This window comes from Serratia ficaria (assembly GCF_900187015.1).
Taxonomy (GTDB): Bacteria; Pseudomonadota; Gammaproteobacteria; order Enterobacterales; family Enterobacteriaceae; genus Serratia; species Serratia ficaria.
On the sequence record NZ_LT906479.1, the window covers coordinates 2,946,945 to 2,971,518 of the forward strand.

General features: G+C 58.9%; 24 protein-coding genes. 8 read left to right on the forward strand and 16 right to left on the reverse strand.

Annotated elements, in window-relative coordinates:
• The first annotated feature begins 40 nt into the window (after nucleotides 1-40).
• Together nhaB and dsbB are read left to right on the forward strand one after the other, a co-directional pair.
• Nucleotides 41-1,618, forward strand: a complete 1,578-nt coding sequence (gene nhaB, locus CKW09_RS13955; protein ID WP_061794526.1) for a sodium/proton antiporter NhaB — start codon at nucleotides 41-43, stop codon at nucleotides 1,616-1,618.
• Between the two features lie 121 nt (nucleotides 1,619-1,739).
• The gene (gene dsbB / locus CKW09_RS13960) at nucleotides 1,740-2,270 is read left to right on the forward strand and encodes a disulfide bond formation protein DsbB (protein ID WP_061794527.1); all 531 of its coding nucleotides are present in this window, start codon (nucleotides 1,740-1,742) and stop codon (nucleotides 2,268-2,270) included.
• Between the two features lie 502 nt (nucleotides 2,271-2,772).
• Here dsbB and CKW09_RS13965 read toward each other — a convergent pair.
• The 4 genes from CKW09_RS13965 to CKW09_RS13980 all read right to left on the reverse strand — a co-directional run bounded on the left by CKW09_RS13965 (nucleotide 2,773) and on the right by CKW09_RS13980 (nucleotide 5,452).
• Nucleotides 2,773-3,219, reverse strand: a complete 447-nt coding sequence (locus CKW09_RS13965; protein WP_061794528.1) for a YcgN family cysteine cluster protein — start codon at nucleotides 3,217-3,219, stop codon at nucleotides 2,773-2,775.
• A 125-nt stretch (nucleotides 3,220-3,344) separates the two neighbouring features.
• Entirely contained in the window at nucleotides 3,345-4,001 is a 657-nt protein-coding gene (locus tag CKW09_RS13970; protein ID WP_061794529.1) for a fumarylacetoacetate hydrolase family protein, read from the reverse strand.
• 103 nt (nucleotides 4,002-4,104) lie between these two features.
• A complete protein-coding gene (locus CKW09_RS13975) occupies nucleotides 4,105-5,133 on the reverse strand; it encodes a lytic murein transglycosylase (protein WP_095097855.1) in 1,029 nt (342 codons plus the stop codon).
• A gap of 46 nt (nucleotides 5,134-5,179) precedes the next feature.
• Entirely contained in the window at nucleotides 5,180-5,452 is a 273-nt protein-coding gene (locus CKW09_RS13980) for a YcgL domain-containing protein (RefSeq protein ID WP_061794530.1), read from the reverse strand.
• Nucleotides 5,453-5,588: 136 nt separating this feature from the next.
• Here CKW09_RS13980 and minC point away from each other — a divergent pair, with 136 nt between their 5' ends.
• The 3 genes from minC to minE are packed head-to-tail and all read left to right on the forward strand — an operon-like array spanning nucleotide 5,589 to nucleotide 7,398.
• A complete protein-coding gene (minC, locus tag CKW09_RS13985; protein ID WP_061794531.1) occupies nucleotides 5,589-6,287 on the forward strand; it encodes a septum site-determining protein MinC in 699 nt (232 codons plus the stop codon).
• Nucleotides 6,288-6,312: 25 nt separating this feature from the next.
• Complete coding sequence (minD, locus tag CKW09_RS13990) at nucleotides 6,313-7,125, forward strand: septum site-determining protein MinD (RefSeq protein ID WP_061794532.1); 813 nt, start codon at nucleotides 6,313-6,315, stop codon at nucleotides 7,123-7,125.
• 3 nt (nucleotides 7,126-7,128) lie between these two features.
• Nucleotides 7,129-7,398, forward strand: a complete 270-nt coding sequence (gene minE / locus CKW09_RS13995; RefSeq protein ID WP_004932303.1) for a cell division topological specificity factor MinE — start codon at nucleotides 7,129-7,131, stop codon at nucleotides 7,396-7,398.
• A gap of 234 nt (nucleotides 7,399-7,632) precedes the next feature.
• On the opposite strand, the gene rnd is transcribed toward minE, so the two are convergent.
• The 5 genes from rnd to CKW09_RS14020 all read right to left on the reverse strand — a co-directional run bounded on the left by rnd (nucleotide 7,633) and on the right by CKW09_RS14020 (nucleotide 14,122).
• The gene (gene rnd / locus CKW09_RS14000; protein WP_061794533.1) at nucleotides 7,633-8,754 is read right to left on the reverse strand and encodes a ribonuclease D; all 1,122 of its coding nucleotides are present in this window, start codon (nucleotides 8,752-8,754) and stop codon (nucleotides 7,633-7,635) included.
• An 83-nt stretch (nucleotides 8,755-8,837) separates the two neighbouring features.
• Nucleotides 8,838-10,526: a long-chain-fatty-acid--CoA ligase FadD gene (gene fadD / locus CKW09_RS14005; RefSeq protein ID WP_061794534.1), complete on the reverse strand. Its 1,689-nt coding sequence runs from the start codon at nucleotides 10,524-10,526 to the stop codon at nucleotides 8,838-8,840.
• Nucleotides 10,527-10,734: 208 nt separating this feature from the next.
• Complete coding sequence (locus CKW09_RS14010) at nucleotides 10,735-11,325, reverse strand: Slp family lipoprotein (protein ID WP_061794535.1); 591 nt, start codon at nucleotides 11,323-11,325, stop codon at nucleotides 10,735-10,737.
• A gap of 100 nt (nucleotides 11,326-11,425) precedes the next feature.
• Nucleotides 11,426-12,127 carry a tRNA (adenosine(37)-N6)-threonylcarbamoyltransferase complex dimerization subunit type 1 TsaB gene (gene tsaB / locus CKW09_RS14015; protein WP_095097858.1) on the reverse strand — a complete coding sequence of 234 codons (702 nt, stop codon included), beginning with the start codon at nucleotides 12,125-12,127 and terminating at the stop codon, nucleotides 11,426-11,428.
• A 78-nt stretch (nucleotides 12,128-12,205) separates the two neighbouring features.
• Nucleotides 12,206-14,122, reverse strand: coding sequence for an ATP-dependent DNA helicase (locus tag CKW09_RS14020; RefSeq protein WP_095097861.1), 1,917 nt, complete (start codon nucleotides 14,120-14,122; stop codon nucleotides 12,206-12,208).
• 133 nt (nucleotides 14,123-14,255) lie between these two features.
• On the opposite strand from CKW09_RS14020, the gene CKW09_RS14025 reads away from it, so the two are divergent.
• Nucleotides 14,256-14,600 (forward strand): RidA family protein, encoded by a 345-nt coding sequence (locus CKW09_RS14025; RefSeq protein ID WP_061794538.1) that lies wholly within the window; start codon nucleotides 14,256-14,258, stop codon nucleotides 14,598-14,600.
• 56 nt (nucleotides 14,601-14,656) lie between these two features.
• On the opposite strand, the gene mdtI is transcribed toward CKW09_RS14025, so the two are convergent.
• The 4 genes from mdtI to zwf all read right to left on the reverse strand — a co-directional run bounded on the left by mdtI (nucleotide 14,657) and on the right by zwf (nucleotide 18,166).
• Complete coding sequence (gene mdtI / locus CKW09_RS14030; protein ID WP_061794539.1) at nucleotides 14,657-14,986, reverse strand: multidrug/spermidine efflux SMR transporter subunit MdtI; 330 nt, start codon at nucleotides 14,984-14,986, stop codon at nucleotides 14,657-14,659.
• Entirely contained in the window at nucleotides 14,973-15,341 is a 369-nt protein-coding gene (mdtJ, locus tag CKW09_RS14035; protein WP_061794540.1) for a multidrug/spermidine efflux SMR transporter subunit MdtJ, read from the reverse strand. The genes mdtI and mdtJ overlap by 14 nt, the downstream gene beginning before the upstream one ends.
• 551 nt (nucleotides 15,342-15,892) lie before the next feature.
• The gene (locus CKW09_RS14040; protein WP_095097864.1) at nucleotides 15,893-16,534 is read right to left on the reverse strand and encodes a bifunctional 4-hydroxy-2-oxoglutarate aldolase/2-dehydro-3-deoxy-phosphogluconate aldolase; all 642 of its coding nucleotides are present in this window, start codon (nucleotides 16,532-16,534) and stop codon (nucleotides 15,893-15,895) included.
• 156 nt (nucleotides 16,535-16,690) lie between these two features.
• The gene (gene zwf, locus CKW09_RS14045) at nucleotides 16,691-18,166 is read right to left on the reverse strand and encodes a glucose-6-phosphate dehydrogenase (RefSeq protein ID WP_061794542.1); all 1,476 of its coding nucleotides are present in this window, start codon (nucleotides 18,164-18,166) and stop codon (nucleotides 16,691-16,693) included.
• Nucleotides 18,167-18,507: 341 nt separating this feature from the next.
• On the opposite strand from zwf, the gene CKW09_RS14050 reads away from it, so the two are divergent.
• Both CKW09_RS14050 and pyk read left to right on the forward strand, forming a co-directional pair.
• The gene (locus CKW09_RS14050) at nucleotides 18,508-19,380 is read left to right on the forward strand and encodes a MurR/RpiR family transcriptional regulator (RefSeq protein WP_061794543.1); all 873 of its coding nucleotides are present in this window, start codon (nucleotides 18,508-18,510) and stop codon (nucleotides 19,378-19,380) included.
• Between the two features lie 186 nt (nucleotides 19,381-19,566).
• Nucleotides 19,567-21,009, forward strand: a complete 1,443-nt coding sequence (pyk, locus tag CKW09_RS14055; RefSeq protein ID WP_061794544.1) for a pyruvate kinase — start codon at nucleotides 19,567-19,569, stop codon at nucleotides 21,007-21,009.
• 83 nt (nucleotides 21,010-21,092) lie between these two features.
• Here the strand turns inward: pyk and lpxM are convergent, their stop codons facing one another.
• The 3 genes from lpxM to znuA all read right to left on the reverse strand — a co-directional run bounded on the left by lpxM (nucleotide 21,093) and on the right by znuA (nucleotide 24,504).
• Nucleotides 21,093-22,061, reverse strand: coding sequence for a lauroyl-Kdo(2)-lipid IV(A) myristoyltransferase (lpxM, locus tag CKW09_RS14060; RefSeq protein WP_095100154.1), 969 nt, complete (start codon nucleotides 22,059-22,061; stop codon nucleotides 21,093-21,095).
• A gap of 145 nt (nucleotides 22,062-22,206) precedes the next feature.
• The gene (mepM, locus tag CKW09_RS14065) at nucleotides 22,207-23,529 is read right to left on the reverse strand and encodes a murein DD-endopeptidase MepM (protein ID WP_061794546.1); all 1,323 of its coding nucleotides are present in this window, start codon (nucleotides 23,527-23,529) and stop codon (nucleotides 22,207-22,209) included.
• A 21-nt stretch (nucleotides 23,530-23,550) separates the two neighbouring features.
• Nucleotides 23,551-24,504 carry a zinc ABC transporter substrate-binding protein ZnuA gene (gene znuA, locus CKW09_RS14070; RefSeq protein WP_061794764.1) on the reverse strand — a complete coding sequence of 318 codons (954 nt, stop codon included), beginning with the start codon at nucleotides 24,502-24,504 and terminating at the stop codon, nucleotides 23,551-23,553.
• Between the last annotated feature and the right edge of the window lie 70 nt (nucleotides 24,505-24,574).

Here is a 24,574-nt window from a genome sequence, read left to right on the forward strand (position 1 = left end):
CGGGCTGATGATTTAATTTATTAAGGATGCATGAAGGACCATGGAAACAACCCTGCGCAGCGCCCTGGTGAAAAACTTCCTCGGGCAATCCCCCGACTGGTACAAACTGGCCATTATCGTTTTCCTGATCGTCAACCCGCTGGTGTTCTTTTTGGCCAGCCCGTTCGTGGCCGGCTGGCTGTTGGTGGTCGAGTTTATCTTTACCCTGGCGATGGCGCTGAAGTGTTACCCGCTGCTGCCCGGCGGCCTGCTGGCGATCGAAGCGGTGGCGATCGGCATGACCCGCCCGGCTCAGGTGGCGGATGAAATCGCCCATAACCTGGAAGTGCTGCTGTTGCTGATCTTTATGGTGGCCGGCATCTACTTTATGAAACAGCTGCTGCTGTTCGTTTTCACCAAGCTGCTGCTTAACATCCGTTCGAAGATGCTGCTGTCGCTGGCCTTTTGCCTGGCGGCGGCGCTGCTCTCGGCCTTCCTCGACGCGCTGACGGTAGTAGCGGTGGTGATCAGCGTCGCCACCGGGTTTTATTCCATCTATCACAATGTCACCTCCAACCGCGCGGACGGCGATATCGGCGATGACAGCGATTTCAGCTGCGACGAACGCAAGCGGACGCTGGAGCAGTTCCGCGCCTTCTTGCGCAGCCTGTTGATGCACGCCGGCGTCGGCACCGCGCTGGGCGGCGTCATGACCATGGTCGGCGAGCCGCAGAACCTGATCATCGCCAAAAGCGCCGGCTGGGGGTTTATCGATTTCTTCCTGCGCATGGCTCCGGTGACGCTGCCGGTGCTGGTATGCGGCCTGCTGGTTTGCCTGCTGGTCGAGCGCTTCCGCCTGTTCGGCTACGGCGCGCAGCTGCCCGAGCCGGTGCGCGAGGTGCTGAAAGAGTTCGATCGCAAGGCCACCGCCGGCCGCAGCAAGCAGGAACGGCTCAAGCTGGTGGTTCAGGCGCTGATCGGCGTCTGGCTGGTACTGGCGCTGGCGTTCCACCTGGCGGAGGTCGGCCTGATTGGTCTGTCGGTGATCATACTGGCCACCTCGCTGTGCGGCGTGACCGACGAACACGCCATCGGCAAAGCCTTCCAGGAAGCCTTGCCCTTCACCGCCCTGCTGACGGTATTTTTCACCGTGGTGGCGGTGATTATCGAGCAGCACCTGTTCAGCCCGGTGATCCAGTTCGTCCTGCAGTCGGAACCCTCTTCCCAACTGTCGCTGTTCTATCTGTTCAACGGCCTGTTGTCTTCGGTATCCGACAACGTGTTTGTCGGCACGGTCTACATCAACGAAGCGCGCGCGGCGTTCGAGAGCGGCGCCGTTTCACTGAAGCAGTTCGAAATGCTGGCGGTGGCCATCAATACCGGCACCAACCTGCCGTCGGTGGCTACGCCGAACGGCCAGGCGGCGTTCCTGTTCCTGCTGACCTCGGCGCTGGCCCCGCTGGTGCGTTTATCCTACGGCCGCATGGTGTGGATGGCGTTGCCCTATACTGTGGTATTGACCCTGGTTGGGCTGCTGTGCGTGCAGTTTACCCTGGCGCCGATGACCGAACTGCTGACCCAGTGGCACTGGCTGACGCCGCCGGCGCTCGAGGGGGTAACCTCTGCCGCCGGGCACTGACGTTCACCCCGTTGCGCCGCCGCGACTATTTTTATGCCTAATCCGGTTCAGGTGGCTGGCAGCGGGGTTGAATTGGTTTACACTGCCCGTTCAATTGCTTACTGCATGGAAGAATAAATATATGTTGCAATTCTTTAACCGCTGCTCACGGGGGCGCGGTGCTTGGCTGCTGATGGCCCTGACGGCGCTGGTGCTGGAATTAGTCGCGCTCTATTTCCAGCACGTGATGCTGCTGCAACCCTGCGTCATGTGCATCTATGAACGCTGCGCCCTGTTCGGCATTCTCGGCGCTTCGCTGGTGGGTGCCATTGCGCCGAAAACCCCGCTGCGCTACGTGGCTATCCTGTTGTGGATCTACAGCGCCTGGGAAGGCGTGCAGCTGGCGTGGAAACACACCATGATCCAACTGCACCCGTCGCCGTTTAATACCTGCGATTTCTTCGTCAGCTTCCCTTCCTGGCTGCCGCTGGATAAATGGCTGCCGGCGGTGTTCCACGCTTCCGGCGATTGCTCGGTGCGCCAGTGGCAATTCCTGACGCTGGAGATGCCGCAGTGGCTGGTGGGCATCTTCGCCGCTTATCTGCTGGTGGCGGTGGTGGTCCTGATCGCTCAGTTCGTTCGGCCGCGGCGCCGCGATCTGTTTGGCCGCTGAGCCTCCGCAAACAAAAAACGGCGCCTGAAGGCGCCGTTTTTTTATCGGATTGCTGTTAATCTTACCGGTTACCTGACCTCAGGTATGGGTAAGGTAGTAAACGAGCACGATCAGTGCTCCAGCCACGGCAAACAGTCGGACCATTTTCATTGTTGTGTTCTCGAACCAACGTGAGAACGGCCAAACTACCTAACTTATTGTATAAAAAGAAGCATTCGAACGGCATTTAGCGCGTAATTTACATAACATTAACTTTAGCCCGCCGCCGAAGACAAAACCGGGGCCAGCGCGCCAACCTCGAGGGGAGCCTGCGGGGCAACGTATCCTGGTCATTTACAGCATCGTACAAAAAAATTCACCCTATCTACGTATTATTAAATCAATATATTGATGAACTTTGCCCAAAATATCCTTATAGTATCGGCAAGTTTGTACCACCGATTTCCCTGGTGTTGTTGTATGTCTTGCCCCTCACTTTGCAGGGGCTTTTTTCGTTTTAGGCCTAACGCGCCCAGTCCGGTTTATTCAGAATGTGGTCCTGCCAATCCACCACTTCGCTCTCGCGCACCGCAATATGCCGCACGGTAATGCGCTCGCCGTGCATCGCCGCCTTGGAGCCGCTGATCAGCGGATGCCAGGGGAACAGCGGTTTGCCTTCGCCAATCAGGCGATAGGCGCAGGTCGGCGGCAACCAGTCGAAGGTGGTGAGATTTTCACGCGTCAGCTTGATGCAGTCTTCTTCCAGCTCAAAGCGGCGCTCGTAGTTGCGGCACTGGCAAGATTTGATGTTGAGCTGGTTGCAGGCTACGTTGGTGAAATAAATCTCGTCGGTATCTTCGTCGATCAGCTTATTCAGACAGCATTGCCCACAACCGTCGCACAGCGATTCCCACTCTTGTTCTGACATTTCCGCCAGGGTTTTCTGTTGCCAAAAAGGGAGTTGTGACATGTTGGCGTCCGGTTTAGGTAAAGGAATAGATAACCTGCGCACAGGTTTTGAGGGTGCACTATATAGACATTTTAGCCGACAGATGCAAGCTTTGCCGCCGTTTGCTCCGACGGCAAAGCGAGAATTCAAATCACCCGGGTGCTGAGCGATTTGCCGTTGAGGGTAATTTTCAGCATGTCGCCGGAGACCATCGGCCCCACGCCCTGCGGAGTGCCGGTGAGGATGATGTCGCCGGCGCGCAGCGTGAAGAAACGGCTCATGTAGGCGATCAGCGGCAGGATCGGCGTGATCATGTCGCGGGTGTTGCCCTGCTGGCGCAGCCGATCGTTGACCGTCAGCGACAGTTCGGCGTTCTGCGGATCGCCGAATTCGGCGACCGGAATAAAACCGGACATCGGGCAAGAACCGTCGAAGGCCTTGGCTTTTTCCCATGGCTGGCCGGCCTTTTTGAAACCGGCCTGCAGCTCGCGCAACGTCAGATCGAGCGCCACGCCGTAACCGGCGATCGCCCGCGCGACGCGGTCTTCGTTGGCCTGCTTCAGCGGCGTGCCGATCAGCACCGCCAGCTCCACCTCATGGTGGACCGAACCGAATTCCTTGGGAATGGCCACCGGTTGGCGAATATCGCACAGCGCCGTTTCCGGTTTGATAAACACCACCGGCTCGGCGGAGGTCGCGCTGCCCATTTCCTTGATATGATCGGCGTAGTTGCTGCCGACGCAGACCACCTTGTTCACCGGGAAATCGAGCAATGACCCCTGCCAGTCTCTATGTTGATACATACCGCTTCTCCCTACAAAACATGTAGGGGCTTAGCACGCTAAGCCCGTTATTGGCGCGCGGACGCTGTCTGCTGCGTCTCTTCGCCGGCGGCAGCGCGGCGGGTCAGTGCCCGATGCCGTCGGCCATCATACCCACACCGATCGCAAAATAGTAAGAGCTATTCCAGTGCATGATAGTTCGGAAATTATCATAGACCAGGAACGCGCGCCCCGGCACGCCATCCGGTGCGATGATCCAGCCGCGCAGACTGGCGCGCGGCAATGCGCGGCCATCCACCCGACGCACGCCGTATTCTTGCCACCGATCGACGCTCTGCGCCTGGGCGTCTTTCAACCCCAGCCGGCCGGTATCGAAGCCGGGTGGCAGCTTGACCTCCCTGCCCCAGCCGACACCGGGTTGCCAGCCTTCGGTAGACAGATAATTGGCGGTGGAGGCGAAAACGTCGGCCGGGGTATGCCAGATGTCGATGCGGCCGTCAGCGTCGCCGTCCACCGCGTAACGCAGAAACGAGGTCGGCATGAATTGGCATTGCCCCATCGCCCCGGCCCAGGATCCTTTCAGCGGGCCGTCGCCGGCATGGCCCTGTTCGACAATCTTGAGCGCCGCCATCAGCTGTCGGCTGAAGAACGCCTCGCGGCGGCCCTCGAACGCCAGCGTCGCCAGCGCCGATATCAGGTCTTCGCGCCCCTGGATCTTGCCAAAGGCGCTTTCCATGCCCCAGAGCGCGACGATATAACGCTCCGGCACCCGATATTGTGCGCTGACCCGCGTCAGCTGGGGATGATATTGCCGCGCCAGCTCGCGACCTTGCCGCACCTTGGCCGGCGAGATCACGCGCTGCAGATAATCATCCAGCGTCAGCTTCTTTTCCGGCTGATTGCGATCGGCCTTGACCACCCGGTCGATAAAATGCACGTCGGCGAAGGCGCGATCGAGGGTCGCCTGGCGGATGCCCTGCGCCCGCGCCTGCCGCTTCAGCTGCTCGACGTAGGCCGGGAACTGCGCCGGGTCGCGCCCGGTTTCGCGCAGCGTGGCTCCCTGGCCGCCGAGGGTTTGCGCCATCGCCGGGGGAAGCGACCCGCCGCCCAGCGTCAGCAACAGCGTCAACGTTATCCTCGCCGAGGTTCTCATCGCGCCTCCTTCATCCGTTTCGGTCATCGATTCAGCGCGTCGGGGGCTACTCTTTCTCTCCCGACAGATGCTGATTCAGCAGGTTTTCCACCGGCGGCGGGAACTGCAGGTAGTAGCCCTCATCTTTCAGCGCCTGTTTGACTTTCTCAATATCCGCCGAGGCGAGCTTTTTGCGCTCGTCCAGCGAAAGCACCATCGCCAATTGCGGCGTACCGAAACTTTTCATCAGATCTTCCGGCACCCGAGAGAAATCGTCTTTTTTTTCGACATAAAGATAAGTTTGATCGCGTTTCGAGCTTCTATAGATCACACAAAGCATTTTTTTAACTCTATTTAATTGAGGCAGCGTCTTGCCTGGATATAACTCTGACTATAACATGCTTCTAGTACATCGGAATATCGCACCCCGAGTGGTATTCCGGGGATTTAAAGTTGCTGAGACTGAGTCAGGATAGATGTCACAATCGCCAATTGAGCTAAAAGGCAGCAGTTTTACCCTATCGGTTGTTCATTTGCATAATTCAGAACCCGAGGTAATACGTCAGGCGTTATTGGAAAAAGTGGAGCAAGCGCCCGCCTTTTTGAAAAACGCCCCTGTTGTTATCAACGTAGCAACGCTGAACGGCGATGCGAACTGGAAAGAACTTCAACAGGCTGTCACGGCAGCAGGTCTGCGCGTTGTAGGTATCAGCGGTTGCAGAGATGAGCGACAAAAGCGTGCGATAGCCCGTGCCGGGCTGCCGCTGCTGAGCGAAGGCAAAGGCCAGAAAATGGCCGCCCCGGAACCGGCGCCCGCGCCCGCTCCGGTGGTGGAAAACGCCCCCGCCAAAACGCGCATCATCAGTACCCCTGTCCGTTCCGGCCAACAAATTTATGCCCGCAACTGCGATCTGATCGTGACCAGCAGCGTCAGCGCCGGCGCCGAATTGATTGCCGACGGCAACATTCACATCTACGGCATGATGCGCGGTCGCGCGCTGGCCGGCGCATCAGGCGATACGCAGTGCCAGATTTTTTGCACGCACCTGGGTGCTGAGCTAGTCTCTATCGCAGGGCAGTACTGGTTGAGCGACCAAATCCCGTCCGATTATGTCGGGCAGGCCGTACGACTCAGCCTGTTGGATAACGCTTTAACCATACAACCTTTAAATTAAGCCCTTTTGACAAGGAATCCATTTCATGGCACGCATTATTGTTGTTACATCGGGTAAAGGGGGCGTTGGCAAGACCACTTCGAGCGCGGCCATCGCTACCGGCCTGGCCCAGAAAGGCAAGAAAACCGTAGTGATCGATTTCGATATCGGCCTGCGTAACCTTGACCTGATCATGGGCTGCGAACGTCGGGTGGTTTATGATTTCGTTAACGTGATCCAGGGTGACGCCACGCTGAATCAGGCGTTGATCAAAGATAAGCGCACGGAAAACCTCTACATCCTGCCGGCTTCGCAAACGCGCGACAAAGACGCGCTGACCCGCGAAGGCGTTGAGAAGATCCTCAACGATTTGGGCGAAATGGATTTTGACTTCGTGGTCTGCGACTCGCCGGCGGGCATCGAAACCGGCGCGCTGATGGCGCTGTATTTCGCCGACGAAGCCATCATCACCACCAACCCGGAAGTCTCCTCGGTACGTGACTCTGACCGTATCCTGGGCATCCTGTCTTCCAAGTCGCGCCGCGCCGAGAAAGGCGAATCGCCGATCAAGGAACACCTGCTGCTGACTCGCTACAACCCGGGCCGCGTCAGCCGCGGCGACATGTTGAGCATGGAAGACGTGCTGGAAATCCTGCGCATCCCACTGGTGGGCGTGATCCCGGAAGACCAGTCCGTACTGCGCGCGTCCAACCAGGGCGAGCCGGTGATCCTGGATGGCGAGTCAGATGCCGGTAAGGCCTATGACGATACCGTTAGCCGCTTGTTAGGAGAAGAACGCCCATTCCGCTTCATCGAAGAAGAGAAGAAGGGTTTCCTGAAACGCCTTTTTGGGGGATAAACCATGGCATTATTAGACTTCTTTCTGTCCCGCAAAAAACAGACAGCCAATATAGCCAAGGAACGGCTGCAGATTATCGTCGCAGAGCGTCGTCGCGGGGACAGCGAGCCCCCGTATCTGCCTGATTTGAAACGCGATATTCTGGCGGTAATTTGCAAATATATTCAAATCGACCCTGAAATGCTGCACGTGCAGTTCGAGCAGAAAGGGGATGATATTTCGGTGCTTGAGCTCAACGTGACATTGCCGGAATCGGAAGAAGCAGCTAAATGATTGCGACGCATTAATTACCCCCTGTATATTTTATACAGGGGGTAACTGTATGCACATCCAGTTATTAATCCCCAAAATCGCCGAATAAACCCTTTTTGCCCTTTGAGACTAATCCCAATTAATCTTGCGGCATTGTCGTTTAAAGTAAATTCTGGTCGTTTCTTTACCCGCCTGATTATTTCCGGCCAATAATCAGAGCAGCGTTTCCTTACCCTGCCCCGACCTTGTCAGCGATTAATAATTCTTCAGGATTTCCTGCAGCGGCGCCGTTAATAAATCACCGCGCCAGCCGCTGATTAATTCCGGTTGGCTGTCGTTTTCTTTCAGTTTCCAATGCCAATTCAGCAGTTGGTTAATCTGGCGGCGCGAGGCCAGCAGCTCGCTGCTCAACCCGCTTTGCTCGCTGACAACCAGGATCGCCGCTTTGATATCCTTGAACACCTTCTTGTAACCCGGCTGGTCGATCAGGTTGCCCAACGGCTTGGGCAAGGCCGAATCGTCCAGCGCGGCGGCCTCCGCCACCAAAGCCACCAGCGTTTTGCCGTGATAGCGGATTTCCGGCCCGCTCAGCCCCAGCGACTCCAGTTCGCCCAGCGAGGTCGGCATATAGCGCGCCACCTGCCAGAGATTTTCTTCCCGCACCACAAAGTTTACCGCCAGATCGCGCTCGCGCGCCTGACGCAGCCGCCATTCGGCCAGCTTCTGCAGGCACCCCAGCTGACGGGGACGCAGCTGCCAGGCATTGGTGATTTCACGGTAGGCCAATTCCGGCGCCAGCGTCTCGCTGCGGCGCTGGCACAACAGCAGGCACTCATTGTGGGCGGCGGCGGTCCAGCCGGCCTCTTCGGTCTCCTGCACCAGCCGTTTGGCCATCGGCAGCAGGTAGAACACGTCGGCCGCCGCATACGCGCACTGTTTTTCGGTCAGCGGGCGCGCCAGCCAATCGGTGCGCGATTCGCTTTTGTCCAGCTCGACCTGCATATATTCCGCCACCAGAGTCGCGAAACCGCACGACAGCGGCCGCCCGGTGAAGGCCGCCAGGATCTGGGTATCAATCAGCGGGGTCGGCAGCGTCTTGAAGGCGTTGAGGAACACTTCCAGGTCCTCGCTGCCGGCGTGCAGGAACTTGACCACGTCGGTATCGGCCAGCAGTTCGATGAACGGCTGCCATTGCCTGATCGGCAACGGATCGATCAGGGAAAGCTGCTCACCGTCGTAGAGCTGGATCAGGCCTAGCTGCGGGTAGTAGGTGCGCGTTCTGACAAACTCGGTGTCCAGCGCTATCTGGGCATACTTTCTCGCCTGCTCGCAGACCTGCTGCAATCCGGCATCGGTAGTGATCAACTGATAATTCAAAACGTCATTCTCTTATATGATTCAAACACAACAACGCCGGCATTCACCGGCGTTGTTGATCAGTAAGGCGAGAAGCCGATCGCCTAGGCGGCATCGGCCGGCTTCGGTGATTTTTGCTCATCACGCAATTCTCGCCGCAAAATTTTGCCGACGTTCGATTTCGGCAGCTCGTCGCGGAACTCAACAATTTTAGGCACTTTATACCCGGTCAGGTGGCGGCGGCAATGGGTCAGCAACTCTTCTTTGGTCAGCGAAGCGTCTTTCTTCACCACGCAAATTTTCACCGCCTCGCCGGAAACCTCACTCGGCACGCCGATCGCCGCACACTCCAGCACTTTCGGATGCTGGCTGACCACGTCTTCGATCTCATTCGGATACACGTTGAAACCGGACACCAGGATCATGTCCTTCTTGCGGTCGACGATGCGCACAAAGCCCTGCTCGTCTACGGTAACCACGTCCCCGGTCGCCAACCAGCCCTCTTTCAATACTTCGTCGGTGGCTTCCGGCCGCTGCCAGTAGCCTAACATAACTTGCGGCCCTTTGACCCACAGTTCGCCCGGTTCGCCCACGGGCACGTCCTGGCCGTTGTCATCCACCAGGCGAATGTCGGTCGACGGCACCGGCAGGCCGATGCTGCCGCTGTAGTGTTTCAGGTCATAAGGATTGCCCGACACCAACGGCGCGCACTCGGTCAGGCCGTAACCTTCCAGCAGATGCTTGCCGGTGACCTGTTCCCACTTGTCCGCCACCGCTTTTTGCACCGACATGCCGCCGCCGACGGAGAAACGCAGCGTGGAGAAGTCGAGCTTATGGAAGTCTTCGTTATTCAACAGCGCGTTGAACAGGGTATTCACGCCGCTCATGGCGGTGAAGGGATATTTGCCCAGCTCTTTTACCAATCCGGGAATGTCGCGCGGGTTGGTGATCAGCAGGTTGCGGCCGCCCAGCTCGATGAACAGCAGGCAGTTCACCGTCAGAGCAAAGATGTGGTACAGCGGCAACGCCGTGACCACCAGATCCTGCCCCTCGCGGAACAGCGGCATATAGGCGGCCTTGGCCTGCTCCAGGTTGGCCTGCATGTTGCGGTGCGTCAGCATCGCGCCTTTCGCCACCCCGGTGGTGCCGCCGGTGTACTGCAGGAACGCCAGATCTGCATTGATGATGTCCGGTTTGACGTACTGCAGGCGGCGGCCGCGCTGCAGCGCGCTGCGGAACGAGATCGCCGCGGGCAGGTTGTATTTCGGCACCAGCCGCTTGATGTACTTCACCACAAAGTTGACCAGCGTGCCTTTGGCGGCCGAAAGCTGATCGCCCATGCGCGTGAGGATCACATGTTTCACCTGGGTGTTGAACACCACTTTTTCCAGCGTATGGGCAAAGTTGGAGACGATCACGATGGCGCTGGCGCCGCTGTCGTTCAGCTGGTGTTCCAGCTCTCGCGGCGTGTACAGCGGGTTGACGTTGACCACCACCATCCCGGCGCGCAACACGCCGAACAGCGCGATCGGGTACTGCAGCAGGTTAGGCATCATCAGCGCGACGCGGTCGCCCTTCTTCAGGCCCAGTTCATTTTGCAGGTAAGCCGCAAAGGCGCGGCTGCGCTCTTCCAGCTTGCGGAAGGTCATCACCTCGCCCATGTTGATGAACGCGGGCTGATCGGCGTAGCGCTGCACCGCGTTCTCGAACATTTCGATCAAAGATGAATAACGATCGGCGTCGATCTCTGCGGGAACATCTGCCGGGTACCGTTTTAACCAGACCTTATCCAAGGTATTACTCCTGAAATCATTACTAATTATCATCGCAGCCCCTAAACTCGCAGCCTAACCATAACAATATTTTAACTCAGCGGACCAGTTCAGGTTTTAAACATTATTCAGGTTGCGATGTACGTCACTAATTGCCGGCGTTTCCCTACGCCAAAAAGAAAAGGCGGCCGGAGCCGCCCTGTCAAAAATTGTTCACATCAAGCGTTTTCTACTCGGTAACGAGGGTTTCCACCTGCGCCGGGCCCGGATTATACCAGCCGTAACCGGCGCCCCAGCCTGGGCCCCACGGACCGCCACGCCAGCCCCAGGGTCCCATCGGCGCAGGCGGCATCATCACCTGCTGCACCAGACGCCAGCGCTTATAGCCGGTCACGTTCATCGTCACGAACCGGTATGGCGTCATGCCGATCTTGCCGTCTTTCAGGCCGGTAATCGGCCCGACCACGGTCACCAGTTGGCCTTTGAAATCAACCGGCTCCAGGAAACCGTTGACCGTGGCCAGCAAGCGGCCGCGCGAAGGTTCGCCCAAAACCGGACGCGCGCCGGAATCGAGCGGCACGGCGGCGATCTCCAGCACCGTCCGCCCCTGTTCATTGGCCACGTTCACCACGGTGCCGCCGAAACGCGCCTCGGCCCCGGTGAACATATTCGGCGCATTCTGCACCGAAGACAGCCGCATCACCGGCGTCGTTGTCGACCCCTTGATGGCGTCCGGCACGGTCACGCAGCCGCTTAACGCCAACGCGCCGCAGGCGATGGCCAGCAGCGACGCTCTTTTACTTGCAGTGCGGGTTAACATGGTCGCAATCTCCTGAAATACCTGTAACTTCGACCGCAACTCGGCGTGCAAGTTGCACCGCGCCCCCCGACGAAATCAACGGCAGCACAATAAGCCGCGGCTATTCGCGGCCAGGCAATTTCTTCCAGGTCACTTCATTGCGCAGGTAGGTCGGCTCGGCGTTTTCCACCGCCACCGCATCCCCCCGCAGCCAGGCCTGCAGCGCCAGCGGCAGCATGTCTTCCGCCTGCGGCAGCAGCATCTGGCCATCGCGCAGGATCAGCGAGGATCCGCCGACCAGGTCAGGATAGGTTTGCCAGCCGGTGCCGACGTGGGCCCAGTCGCCCTGCAGGCGTTGAGCGCGTTCCAGCGCCTGCGCCGGCGAAAGCACCGCTTCGCCTTCGCTTTCCAGCCAGCCGCCGTCCGCCCGACGCTCGAATTGCCCCCAGTAGACTTCGCCCATGCGGGCGTCGATGGCCGCCAGCACCCGATCGGCGCCGCCGACCCGCCAGGCGCCCTGCGCCATGGTCTGCAGGGTCGAAATGCCGAGCATCGGCAAGTCGGCGCCCAGCGCCAACCCCTGCGCGATGCCGATGCCGATGCGTACGCCGGTAAAGCTGCCGGGGCCGCGGCCGAAGGCCAGCGCATCGAGCTGGTTTAGCGCCAGGCCGGATTCCGCCAGCACCTGCTGCACCATAGGTAAAATACGTTGCGTATGCTCGCGTGGGCACAGCTCAAACAGGGCGTGGATCTCGCCTTGATTCCAGATGGCGACGGAACAGGCTTCCGTCGCCGTATCGATCGCTAAAATTCGCGTGGACATGCCAACCTCTGGCGGGAATAAAACAGGGTTTTCATACAGGGCGCGCATTGTAGCACAGCCCCGTAAGCCCTTCATCTGTCACGTGGCCGGCGCATTGGCGGCCTTGAGAAAGGCGATCGCCCGGGCGATATCGCGGGTGCGCGGCGTCGGCGGCAGGCTGTTGAGAAACACTTCGCCGTAAGGACGCATCACCAGCCGGTTGTCGCAGATCACCAGCACGCCGCGGTCGTCGGTATCGCGGATCAATCGCCCCACGCCCTGCTTCAGGGTAATGACCGCATCCGGCAGCTGCACGTCGTTGAACGGATCGCCGCCGCGCAGCCGGCAGTCTTCAATCCGCGCTTTCAACAGCGGGTCATCCGGCGAGGTAAACGGCAGTTTATCGATGATCACGCAGGACAAGGCGTCGCCGCGCACGTCCACCCCTTCCCAGAAACTGCTGGTCGCCACCAGCAACGCATTGCCGGCTTCGACAAATTGCGCCAACAGCTGTCCCTTGCTGGTTTCGCCCTGCAACAGCACCGGCAGCGTCATGGTGGCGCGAAACTCTTCGGCCAGCTCGCGCATCATCTGGTGCGAGGTGCACAGGAAAAAGCAGCGGCCGTTGTTGGCTTCGATCAGCGGCCGCAGCATGCGCGCCAGCTGGCGCGCGCCGCCGGGCTGATTCGGCGAAGGCAAAAAGCGCGGCACGCACAGCAGCGCCTGCCTGGCGTAGTCGAACGGGCTTGGCAACAGCAGCGTTTTTGCCTTGGTCAACCCCAGGCGTTCGGTAAAATGCCCCAACTGCTCGTTGACCGACAGCGTGGCCGAGGTAAAGATCCAACTGCCCGGCTTCTCGTCCAGCAGCTCGCGGAAGCGATCGGCCACCGTCAACGGCGTCAGCGCCAGCACAAAGTGGCGAGAATTGCACTCATACCAGTAGCTGTAGCCCGGTTCGGTGACCTCTTTCAACCGCTTTAGCCGCGCGCGGTACAGCGTGGCGCGCTCAAAGGCGGCGTCCAGCAGCGCCGAACGCCCCAGCGACAGCTTGACCACGTCGTAACACAGTTCGAGCGCGTCATCGAGCAGCAGCAGCGCGCGCTGCACGTTCGGCTGGCCGAGCACGTCGCGCAGATTGCCGCGAAACCCCGGCTCGCCCAGCATCAGGCGGAAATCCTGGGTGCTCTGGCTCAGGCGATCGGCGCTTTTTTGCAGCTGCGCGGAATCGCGCACTTCGGTGCGGTAAGCGATGGTGATGTCTTTCGCCAGGTCCAGCAGCTGGCGGCTGGTGAGCTGTTTGCCGAAATACTGGCTGGCGATGTCGGGAATTTGATGCGCTTCATCGAAGATCATCACGTCGGCTTCGGGGATCAGTTCGGCAAAGCCGCCCTCCTTGACCACCATGTCCGCCAAAAACAGGTGGTGGTTCACCACCACCACGTCGGCATCCATGGCGCGCCGGCGCGCCTTGACCACGAAGCAATCCTTATACAGCGGGCAATCGCTGCCCAGGCAGTTGTCATTGGTGCTGGTCACCAGCGGCCAAACGAAGCTGTCTTCCGCCACGTCGCTGCAGCTGCTGATATCGCCTTCTTTGGTCTGCGACGACCATTTGCGCAGGTGCACCAGGTCGATCAGCGTCTGCCCGGCCAGCTCGCCGCCGGCCATCGACTGCTGCTCCAGCCGCTCCAGGCACAGGTAGTTGGAGCGCCCCTTCAGCAGCGCCATCTTGCCTTTGTAGTTCAGCGCCTTGGCGATGGTCGGCAGGTCGCGCGCATACAGCTGGTCCTGCAGGGCCTTCGAGCCGGTGGAGATAATCACTTTACGATCGGCGCGCAGCGCCGGCGCCAGATAGGCGAAGGTTTTGCCGGTGCCGGTTCCCGCTTCCACCACCAGCTCTTGCTTGAAGTTGATCGCCTCGGTGACCGCTTCCGCCATCAGCCGCTGCGGCTCACGCGGTTTGAATCCCTTGATTGCCTGCGCCAATGCGCCGTCTGTTGCAAAATCGTCTGTCACGCTATCTCTCTGCCGGTGTAATTCAGCGTTGATTATGCCAAGCCTGCCACGCCGCTACCACCGACTTTATCGCCGCGCATTTCCGCCGCCGGCTGTGATACCCTTAGCGGGACTATGATATGGAGATAAGCAAATGAATATCGAACGAATTGATCCCGATCAGCGCTGGTCCGAGGCCGTAGTGCACAACGACACCGTTTACTACACCAGCGTGCCGGAAAACCTGGATGACGACGCCACCGCCCAGACCGCCAACGCGCTGGCCGCCATCGACGTGCTGCTGGCGCGGGTCGGATCGGACAAGAGCCGCATTCTGGACGCTACCCTCTTCCTGGCCGACGCCGCCGACTTCGCCGCCATGAACGCCGCCTGGGATGCCTGGGTGGTCGCCGGCAGCGCGCCGGTGCGCTGCACCGTGCAGGCGAAACTGATGAACCCGAAGTACAAGGTTGAAATCAAAATTATCGCCGCGGTCTAAAAAAGAAAAACCGCGGGCGTCGCCGCCTGCGGTTTTGTCGGTTTAACCGGCGCCGGTTAAGCCAGTTTGATGATCACCATACCCGCCAGCAACAGCGCCAGACCTATCCAGCCTTTGGCGTTCAGCCGCTGTCCGAACAGGATCCAGCCGGCGGCGATGGTCGCCGCAATGCCGAAACCGCCCCACAGCGCATAGGCCACCGACAGATCGATGCCCTTAACCGCCTGCGCCAGGGCGCTGAATGCCCCCAGCACCGAGGCCAACGACAGCAGGCCCAGCCAGATTTTACGGAAGCCGTCCGACATTTTCAGAAAAACGTTGGCGACGATTTCCAACACGATCGCCAACGCCAGGAACCCGATGTGGTACAACTCAAGCTGTTGCATGATTGTCACCTCGCGGGTTTACCTGTTTTCGCGCCTTGCGGGTGCCGGATTTCACCAGCATGATGCCGGCGATCAGCGTCGCCAGGCCCAACACCTTCAGCGCCGAGATTGGCTCGTCGAACCACAGCACGCTGAACAGCGTGATGAACAAGATGCCGATACCTTCCCACAGCGCGTAAGCCACGCCCAGGGCCACGCGTTTTACCGCCATCGACAGCATCACATAAGACGCGGTAATCATTACGTACATGACGATGTGTCCGGTCATGCCGCCGCTGACGCTGGCGTATTTCATCGACAGGGTACCGATAATTTCGGCCACGATGGCCAAGCCTAAAAAGATCCAGTAAATCATGATTTTTCTCCCAAACTGCGAATAACGCACGCTAAGGCGTATTTATCCCGATTTATCTCGTCTGACAGGCGCGGCAAGGCGCTGAAGACGCAGAGATCCCTGGGGATAAACTGACCCGAACGCAATAAAAATGTTTGCCCGGCTACGCGGAATGACGAAGGGCTGTGCCTGTCATCGACGCCGGTTAAGGGAGAAAGACGCTATAGCTCGCTGCACCAGTGATGCTCACTGGCAAGGATGGCAGAAAGGAAAAGCTGGCAAGTAGAGGTTCTGAGGGTAGTTCCGTTAAGTTTCATCATAATTATTCTCTATTCTCAGCCGCACACCGTGCGATTTGCCCAATATCCTCATAAAAGTAAAATTTTCAACTGCGATATTTGTACCATAGCAAAAATAAGAAAGCAAACTGCCGTTTTCACAAAAATCAGAAAAAAACGGGTTAAAAATAATAAAGTTAAGGAATTTAAAAATAAAAAAAGGTTCAACAAACCGTTGAACCTCGGTGTCTTCGGGGCTGGGCAAACAATCGCCAACCCCAGGCTCGGCGCGGGTTACAGCGCAGCGCCCTCGACGGCGCTGCGCGCCAGTTCGCTGATGCGCGCATAGTCGCCGCTCTCCAGCGCTTCGGCCGGCACCAGCCAGGAGCCGCCGATGCACAGCACGCTCTTCAGCGCCAGGTAATCACGGTAATTGTTTGGCGTAATGCCGCCGGTCGGGCAGAAACGCACCTGCGGGAACGGGCCGCCGATCGCCTGCAGCGCTTTCACGCCGCCGTTGGCTTCCGCCGGGAAGAACTTGAACTCGCGCAGGCCGTGGTCCAGACCCAGCATCAGTTCGGAAACGGTGCTGATGCCCGGGATCAGAGGGATCGAGCCGGCGGTCGCCGCCTGCAGCAGGTCGAGGGTCAGGCCGGGGCTGATGGCGAACTGCGCGCCGGCCTCGGTCACTTCCCTCAGCTGCTGCGGATTGATCACCGTGCCGGCGCCGATGATCGCCTCCGGCACCTCCTGGGCGATGGCGCGGATGGCGTCCAGCCCACAGGGGGTGCGCAGCGTCACTTCCAGCACCCGCACGCCGCCGGCGACCAGCGCCTTGGCCAACGGCACCGCCTGCTCCAGCTTGTTGATCACAATGACCGGAACCACCGGGCCTGAGGTCAGGATCTGTTCTGCACTGGTTTTCCAGTTTTTCATCGTCGTGTCTTCTCCATTACTTACGGTTTTAATCTGGCACGCCCCTGCCACAGGGCCCCGCGCGTTAGCGCAGGCGTCCGGCCGCACCCCAAGTGATGTTGTCCCCGCTTGTCGCGGGCAAAAAAAAGCCGGCAGACAGGCTGCCGGCGGTAAGCGTTACTCGAATTCGTTCCAGGAACGGCCGTCGCGGGTGATCATCGCCACGGAAGCCACCGGGCCCCAGGTGCCGGCCTGGTATGGCTTAGGCGCTTCGTTGTCCGCTTTCCAGGCGTCCATGATGGAGTCGACCCACTTCCAGGCCTCTTCCACTTCGTCGCGGCGCACGAACAGCGCCTGAATGCCGCGCATGGTTTCCAGCAGCAGGCGCTCGTAGGCGTCCGCCACGTGCTCCTGGTTGAAGGTTTCCGAGAAGCTCAGGTCCAGCTTGGTGGTTTGCAGACGGTGCTTGTGGTCCAACCCCGGCACCTTGTTCAGCACCTGGATCTCGATGCCTTCATCCGGCTGCAGGCGAATGGTCAGCTTGTTCTGCGGCAGTTGCTGATAAGAGTCGCTGAACAGGTTGAGCGGCGGGTTCTTGAAGTACACCACCACTTCCGAACATTTGGTCGGCAGACGTTTGCCGGTGCGCAGGTAGAACGGCACCCCGGCCCACTGCCAGTTGTCGATATCCACGCGAATGGACACGAAGGTTTCGGTGCTGCTGCTTTTGTTCGCCCCTTCCTCTTCCAGATAACCCGGCACCTTTTTACCCTGCACGAAGCCGGCGGTATATTGGCCGCGCACCGTGGTCTCGCGCACATTGGTTTGATCGATGCGACGCAGCGAGCGCAGCACTTTCACCTTTTCGTCGCGGATGCGGTCGGTGGTCAGGTCCGCCGGCGGCGACATGGCGATCATGGTCAAAATTTGCAGCAGGTGGTTCTGGATCATGTCGCGCATCTGGCCGGCCTGGTCAAAGTAACCCCAGCGGCCTTCGATGCCCACCTCTTCCGCCACGGTGATCTGCACGGAATCGATGGTGCGGTTGTCCCAGTTGGAGGCGAACAGCGAGTTGGCGAAGCGCAGCGCCAGCAGGTTCAGTACCGTCTCTTTACCGAGGTAATGGTCGATGCGGTAAACCTGGGATTCGTTGAAATACTCCGCCACCTGATCGTTGATCACGCGGGAGGACGCCAGATCGGTGCCCAGCGGTTTTTCCATCACCACGCGCGCCGGCTCGTGGTTCAGCCTGGCTTCGCCCAGCCCTTTGCAGATGGCGCCGAAGGTGCTTGGCGGCATCGCGAAATAGTTGATGGTGGTGCGATGCTTCTGATCCAGCATTTTGCCGAGCCTGGTGAAGTTCTTGCTGTCGTTCACATCGAGGTTGCAGAAGTCCAGACGCGCGCTCAGCGTCGCCCAGAGTTCGTCATCCAGCTTTTCCTTCATGAAGGTGCCAAGCGCTTCCTTGACCACCTCGGTGTAGGCTTTCTTATCCCACTCGGCGCGGCCGACGCCGATGATGCGCGTATCCGGGTGGATATGGCCGGCTTTTTCTAATTGGTACAGGGAAGGCAGCAGCTTCCGACGCGCCAAATCGCCTTTCGCGCCGAAAATAACCAGGTCACACGCCTGGGCTGTAGAGGTTACCGCCATGTTCATCTCCTCGTTGCAGGATATTTGTAATTTTCTTACATTACTAATGTACTCTCTTTGACTACGGCCAGTAAACCCGGATCAAAAAGCCCTAAAGATCTCAGTGTTAAGCGCCCCCCGGCCGGATGCCGCCCGAAGCGCCAAAAACTGTAACTTTCCGTCTTTTTTGGCGTTCCATTACCATTATGAAAGTTAGACACAGGTCATATTCTGGTGAAAAAAGCCTGCATACGCCCTGTCGATACTGCCAACGGTTACCAGCACGTAGTATATTTTCACTAAACCGGCATTGATTTCTCCTTTGATTGAAATCGACAAAACCCATGAGTGACTCCCGTTATATGAATACGCTGGAAAAAATCCAGAGCCATCTGGAGCTCCTGAGCAAATCTGAAAGGAAAGTCGCCGAGGTGATCCTGGCCTCCCCGCAGACCGCCATCCACTCCAGCATCGCCACGCTGGCTCGCATGGCCGACGTGAGCGAGCCAACCGTCAATCGCTTTTGTCGCCGCCTGGAGACCAAAGGCTTCCCCGATTTCAAACTGCACCTTGCCCAAAGCCTGGCTAACGGCACCCCCTACGTAAACCGCAACGTAGAGGAAGATGACAGCGTCGATTCCTATACCAGTAAAATCTTCGAATCGGTCATGGCCAGTCTGGATACAGTAAAGGCAAATTTGGATATTGCCGCAATCAATCGTGCGGTTGACCTGCTCACCCAGGCGAAAAAGATCTCTTTCTTCGGTCTGGGCGCCTCGGCGGCGGTGGCTCACGACGCGATGAACAAATTTTTCCGCTTTAACATCCCGGTGGTGTATTTCGACGATATCGTGATGCAGCGCATGAGCTGCATGAACTCCGGCGAAGGCGACGTGGTGGTGCTCATTTCCCACACCGGCCGCACCAAGAACCTGGTGGAAATGGCGCATCTGGCGCGTGAAAACGACGCCACGGTGATCGCCATCACCTCGCGCGATACGCCTTTGGCGCAGGCGGCCACCCTCGCCCTGCTGCTCGACGTGCCGGAAGATACCGACGTTTATATGCCGATGGTGTCGCGGATCGCGCAATTAACGCTCATTGACGTGCTGGCCACCGGATTTACCTTGCGCAGAGGGGCTAAATTCAGAGATAACTTGAAGCGGGTCAAGGAAGCGCTCAAAGAATCGCGCTTTGATAAGGGCGTGATGATCCCCAACAGTTTTGACTCGTAACCCAGTGAAAAAAAGCTGCCGTCCGTCCTGATTTGAACGACAGCGAGAGAGGCAGTACCCTGTTAAACGCTCATGCGGGTAACCCGAGTGAAACATCGGTGTAGTAAAATTACATTTCACTCCTGGTTTCGTTATCCGACGTTATCGCAACACCATTATTTGCTTCACCAGTCAACGGAGTAATACATGTCCAGACGGCTCAGAAGAACCAAAATTGTTACCACCCTGGGTCCGGCTACTGACCGCGACAATAATCTGGAAAAGATCATTGCCGCCGGCGCTAACGTAGTTCGGCTCAACTTTTCCCATGGCAGCGCCGAAGACCATCAGGCTCGCGCTGACAAAGTCCGCGAGATAGCGGCTAAATTGGGGCGTCACGTCGCGATCCTGGGCGATCTGCAAGGGCCGAAAATCCGCGTATCCACCTTCAAGGAAGGCAAAATCTTCCTCAACGTGGGCGATAAATTCCTGCTCGATGCCAACCTGTCCAAAGGCGAAGGCGATAAAGAAAAAGTCGGTATCGACTATAAAGGCCTGCCTGCCGACGTGGTGCCGGGCGACGTGCTGCTGCTCGACGATGGCCGCGTGCAGTTGAAGGTGCTCGAAGTGCAGGGCATGAAAGTGTTTACCGAAGTCACCGTGGGCGGTCCGCTGTCCAACAACAAGGGCATCAACAAACTGGGCGGCGGCCTGTCTGCCGAAGCCCTGACCGAAAAAGACAAGGCCGACATCGTCACCGCCGCCAAGATTGGCGTCGACTACCTGGCGGTCTCCTTCCCGCGCACCGGCGAAGACCTGAATTATGCGCGCCGCCTGGCGCGCGACGCCGGCTGCAACGCCAAAATCGTTTCCAAGGTTGAACGCGCCGAAGCGGTATGCAGCGACGAAGCGATGGACGACATCATCCTGGCGTCTGACGTGGTGATGGTGGCCCGAGGCGATCTGGGCGTCGAAATCGGCGATCCGGAGCTGGTCGGCATCCAGAAAAAGCTGATCCGCCGCGCCCGCACGCTGAACCGCGCCGTGATCACCGCCACCCAGATGATGGAGTCGATGATCACCAACCCGATGCCGACCCGCGCCGAAGTGATGGACGTGGCGAACGCCGTGCTGGACGGCACCGACGCCGTCATGCTGTCGGCGGAAACCGCGGCCGGCCAGTACCCGGCGGAAACCGTCGCGGCGATGGCCCGCGTTTGCCTGGGCGCAGAGAAAATCCCGAGCATCAACGTCTCCAAACACCGCCTGGACGTGCAGTTCGACAACATTGAAGAGGCGATCGCCATGTCTTCGATGTACGCCGCCAACCACCTGAAAGGCGTCACCGCGCTGATCGCCATGACCGAGTCCGGCCGCACCGCGCTGATGATGTCGCGCATCAGCTCCGGCCTGCCGATCTTCGCCATGTCGCGCCATGAGCACACGCTGAACCTGACGGCGCTGTACCGCGGCGTAACGCCGGTGTACTTCGACAGCCACAACGACGGCGTGGTCGCCGCCAATGACGCCGTCAATCGCCTGCGCGACAAAGGCTTCCTGGTTTCCGGCGATTTGGTGATCGTCACCCAGGGCGACGTGATGGAAACCGTCGGCACCACCAATACCAGCCGCATCCTGCGCGTCGAATAATCGCCGCCGGAAATGCTAAAAAGCCAGTCGGTTAACGCCGACTGGCTTTTTTTATCGCTTCAGCCACGCCATCCTGCGTGACGCTAGCGGTACAGATCGTCGCGCGAATAAGGTTCCGTCTCCCCTTCCTTGCGCGTTTTCAGCAGCTTCAGGATCCAGGTGTACTGTTCCGGATTCGGCCCCACCAGGTTTTCCACCTCTTCGTTCATGCGGCGCGCGATGCGCGGATCGTCAGCCTCGGCCAAATCGTCCATCGGCGCGCGGATGTAGATATTCAGCATGCTGGTTTTGCCGTCATACACCGGGAACAGCGGCACTATCGCGGCGCGACAGACCTTCATCAGGCGGCCTACCGCCGGCAGCGTGGCCTTGTAGGTCGCGAAGAAATCAACGAACTCGCTGTGCTCGGCGCCGTGATCCTGATCGGGCAGATAATAGCCCCAGTATCCCTGGCGTACCGAACTGATAAACGGCTTGATGCCGTCATTGCGCGCGTGCATGCGGCCGCCGAATTTACGGCGCACGGCGTTCCACAGATAGTCGACCAACGGGTTGCGCTGATTATGGAACATCGCCGCCATCGGCTGGCCGCGGGCGGCCATCAGCATCGCGGGCACGTCCACCGCCCAGCCGTGCGGCACCAGGAAGATGACGTTGCGCCCTTCCGCGCGGATGTTGTCCAGCACCTCTTCACCGTGCCAGCGCACGCGCTTCAGCACCTTTTCCGGCCTGGTGCAGGCCAGTTCGGCCATCAGCACCATCGACTGCGGCGCGCAGGCGAACATCTGGTCAATAATATGCTCGCGTTCGCTTTCCGGCACTTCCGGCAGGCAGTACAGCAGGTTGATGCGCGCGCGGCGGCGGGCGCCCTTGGCGAGTTTGCCGGCCAGCGTGCCGACGGCGCCCAGCACCGGGTCGCGCAGGCGCGCAGGCACCAGCGAAATGCCGGCCATCAGGCCGGTTCCCAGCCATACGCCCCAGTAGCGCGGGTGGAAAAAGGCCTTCTGAAATTGCGGAATGAACTCTACGTTCGATTTTTTCTGGTTTTGCATGCACAAGCTCTTAACTTAGCGGTTCGCTAATAATAATTGCAGCAGATGAATTTGCAATCACCTCCGCGAAGCGCCCATATAAAACGCCATCGGCCCGAAATCAGGCCGATGGGATCACTGGCGCCGGGGCGCCTGGACGACGGGATCAATCCAGCTGCAGCTGCGGAACCACTTCCTTCACCTGCGCCAGATAATCGCTGCGATCCTTGCCGCTCAGGCCCTCGGAACGCGGCAGCTTCGCCGTCAGCGGGTTCACCGCCTGTTGGTTGGTCCAGAGTTCAAAGTGCAGATGCGGCCCGGTGGAGCGGCCGGTGTTGCCCGACAGCGCGATGCGGTCACCGCGCTTCACCTTCTGACCCGGCTTGACCAGCAGCTTTTTCAGGTGCATATAGCGCGTGGTGTACTGGCGGCCATGACGGATCGCCACATAGTTGCCGGCGGCGCCGCTGCGTTTGGCGATCAGCACTTCACCGTCGCCCACCGCCAGCACCGGCGTACCGACCGGCATCGCGAAGTCGACGCCCTTATGCGGCGCAATGCGGCCGGTCACCGGGTTGACCCGGCGCGGATTGAAGTTGGAGGAAATGCGGAACTGCTTCATGGTCGGGAAACGCATAAAGCCGCGCGCCAGGCCGGAACCCTGGCGGTCATAGAATTTGCCGTCTTCGGCGCGGATGGCGTAGTAATCCTTGCCGCCGGTGCGCATGCGCACGCCCAGCAGCTGGCTTTGCGAACGCTTGCCGTCAAAATGCTCGCGCGACATCAACACCGCGAACTGGTCGCCTTTGCGCAGCTTGCGGAAGTCCAGCTGCCACTGCAGCGCCTTGATCACCGCATTGATTTCAGAACGGTTCAGGCCGGCGTCGCCGGCGCTGCTGACGAAGCTGCCGTTGAGGCGGCCGCTGACCACGCTGTTTTTCCATTCGCCCTGCTGCGATTCCTGCGACTCTTTGAAGCTGTTGCCGACGCGATCGTAGGTGCGGGTTTCCCGGCGGGAAACTTCCCAGGTCAGCTGTTGCAGATCGCCGGCGTCGTTCACCGTCCACGACAGCTGCTGACCGATTTTCAGGTTACGCAGATCGCGGTTTTGCGAAGCCAGCAGCGTGACGTCCGACATATCGATGCCGTACTGGGTCAGAATGCTGCCGAGGGTATCGCCGGTGGAAACCACATATTCATGCACGCCCTCTTCACCGGCGCCTTTCTGGTCCAGTTCATCCTGAGGGATTTCATCATCGGGGGTGGCCTGATCGGCGTCGATCGGCTCGCTGGCTTCGGGCAGCAAGGAGCGCAACTGGCTGGATTCTAATTCGACGTTCTTGACGATGGGGTTATGTTCTGGGTGATAAACAAAAGGCCGCCAGACGGCGACGGCCAATGTAACCACTGTCAGCGACCCCAGCATGACGCGGTGGGGCCGTGGCAGGTTGTTATACGCCAGAGCGATAGTTCGGACTATCTGCTGCACTCGATATTATCCTCATAAGCTTTACTTCAGGCAGCTCACGTACTGGTTTGACAGCGCTGTCAGGAATTTCCCGTAGCTGTCCTTCCCCAGTGCGATGCCCGTGCCCAACGGGTCCAGCGTTCCGGAACGCGCAGTGGTACCCTTGGCGACGGCATTGATTACGGCCGGCCTGAATTGTGGCTCAGCAAAAACGCATACCGCTTTCTGCTCAACCAACTGTGTTCGAATTTGGTGTAAGCGCTGTGCTCCAGGCTGAATTTCGGGGTTAACGGTGAAATGCCCCAGCGGGCTCAAACCGAAGCGTTTTTCAAAATAGCCGTAAGCATCATGAAAAACAAAATAACCCCTACCTTGCACAGGCTTAAGCATGTTACCAACATTTTTGTCAGTTTGCGTCAGCAGATTCTCGAACTGGCGCAGGTTTGCGTCTAATTTGTCCTTATTTTGCGGCATAAGTTCCAATAATCTGTCGTGAATCGCGATCGCGGTCACTTTAGCCACATCCGGAGACAGCCAAACGTGCATATTATATTCACCGTGATGGTGCTCGTCACCGTCATCATGATCGGCATGATTATGCGCATCGGCTGCATGTTCATGGTCATGCTGGCCTCCATCGTCCTTCATCAGCAGCGGCTTCACCGCCGGCAACTCGCTGATGGCCAGTTGGCGATTAGCCGGCAGCGGCGACAGCGCCTTGGTCAAAAAGGCTTCCATATCCGGCCCGACCCACAGCACCAGATCGGCGGCGCGCAGGCGCTGCAGATCGGACGGACGCAGCGCGAAATCGTGCGGAGAAGCGCCGTCCGGCAACAGCACCTCGGTCGGCGTGACGCCATCGGCGATGGCCGAGGCGATAAAGCCCAGCGGGCGAATTGAGGTCACCACCGCAGCGGAAGCGCTGCTCAGCGGGCCGGTCATCAACAAAGCGCTGGCCAGCAGCGTGCGCTGCAGCCATTTATTTTTCTGTGCCATCATCAGTAATCCCATCGTTTTCGTCAGCGAGGCGTGATATTATAACATTCGGTTAGTTCTGCAAAATGTA

Bases quoted from the DNA above. Each gene is read 5' to 3' on its own strand.
- CKW09_RS13970 (WP_061794529.1), bottom strand. From the start codon at position 4,001: ATGTATCAACATAGAGACTGGCAGGGGTCATTGCTCGATTTCCCGGTG.
- minE (WP_004932303.1), top strand. From the start codon at position 7,129: ATGGCATTATTAGACTTCTTTCTGTCCCGCAAAAAACAGACAGCCAAT.
- minD (WP_061794532.1), top strand. From the start codon at position 6,313: ATGGCACGCATTATTGTTGTTACATCGGGTAAAGGGGGCGTTGGCAAG.
- tsaB (WP_095097858.1), bottom strand. From the start codon at position 12,127: ATGTCCACGCGAATTTTAGCGATCGATACGGCGACGGAAGCCTGTTCC.
- nhaB (WP_061794526.1), top strand. From the start codon at position 41: ATGGAAACAACCCTGCGCAGCGCCCTGGTGAAAAACTTCCTCGGGCAA.
- mdtI (WP_061794539.1), bottom strand. From the start codon at position 14,986: ATGCAACAGCTTGAGTTGTACCACATCGGGTTCCTGGCGTTGGCGATC.
- CKW09_RS13975 (WP_095097855.1), bottom strand. From the start codon at position 5,133: ATGAGAACCTCGGCGAGGATAACGTTGACGCTGTTGCTGACGCTGGGC.
- zwf (WP_061794542.1), bottom strand. From the start codon at position 18,166: ATGGCGGTAACCTCTACAGCCCAGGCGTGTGACCTGGTTATTTTCGGC.
- lpxM (WP_095100154.1), bottom strand. From the start codon at position 22,061: ATGCAAAACCAGAAAAAATCGAACGTAGAGTTCATTCCGCAATTTCAG.
- znuA (WP_061794764.1), bottom strand. From the start codon at position 24,504: ATGGCACAGAAAAATAAATGGCTGCAGCGCACGCTGCTGGCCAGCGCT.
- dsbB (WP_061794527.1), top strand. From the start codon at position 1,740: ATGTTGCAATTCTTTAACCGCTGCTCACGGGGGCGCGGTGCTTGGCTG.
- CKW09_RS14025 (WP_061794538.1), top strand. From the start codon at position 14,256: ATGAATATCGAACGAATTGATCCCGATCAGCGCTGGTCCGAGGCCGTA.
- minC (WP_061794531.1), top strand. From the start codon at position 5,589: ATGTCACAATCGCCAATTGAGCTAAAAGGCAGCAGTTTTACCCTATCG.
- CKW09_RS13980 (WP_061794530.1), bottom strand. From the start codon at position 5,452: ATGCTTTGTGTGATCTATAGAAGCTCGAAACGCGATCAAACTTATCTT.
- CKW09_RS13965 (WP_061794528.1), bottom strand. From the start codon at position 3,219: ATGTCACAACTCCCTTTTTGGCAACAGAAAACCCTGGCGGAAATGTCA.
- CKW09_RS14010 (WP_061794535.1), bottom strand. From the start codon at position 11,325: ATGTTAACCCGCACTGCAAGTAAAAGAGCGTCGCTGCTGGCCATCGCC.
- CKW09_RS14040 (WP_095097864.1), bottom strand. From the start codon at position 16,534: ATGAAAAACTGGAAAACCAGTGCAGAACAGATCCTGACCTCAGGCCCG.
- pyk (WP_061794544.1), top strand. From the start codon at position 19,567: ATGTCCAGACGGCTCAGAAGAACCAAAATTGTTACCACCCTGGGTCCG.
- mdtJ (WP_061794540.1), bottom strand. From the start codon at position 15,341: ATGATTTACTGGATCTTTTTAGGCTTGGCCATCGTGGCCGAAATTATC.
- CKW09_RS14050 (WP_061794543.1), top strand. From the start codon at position 18,508: ATGAATACGCTGGAAAAAATCCAGAGCCATCTGGAGCTCCTGAGCAAA.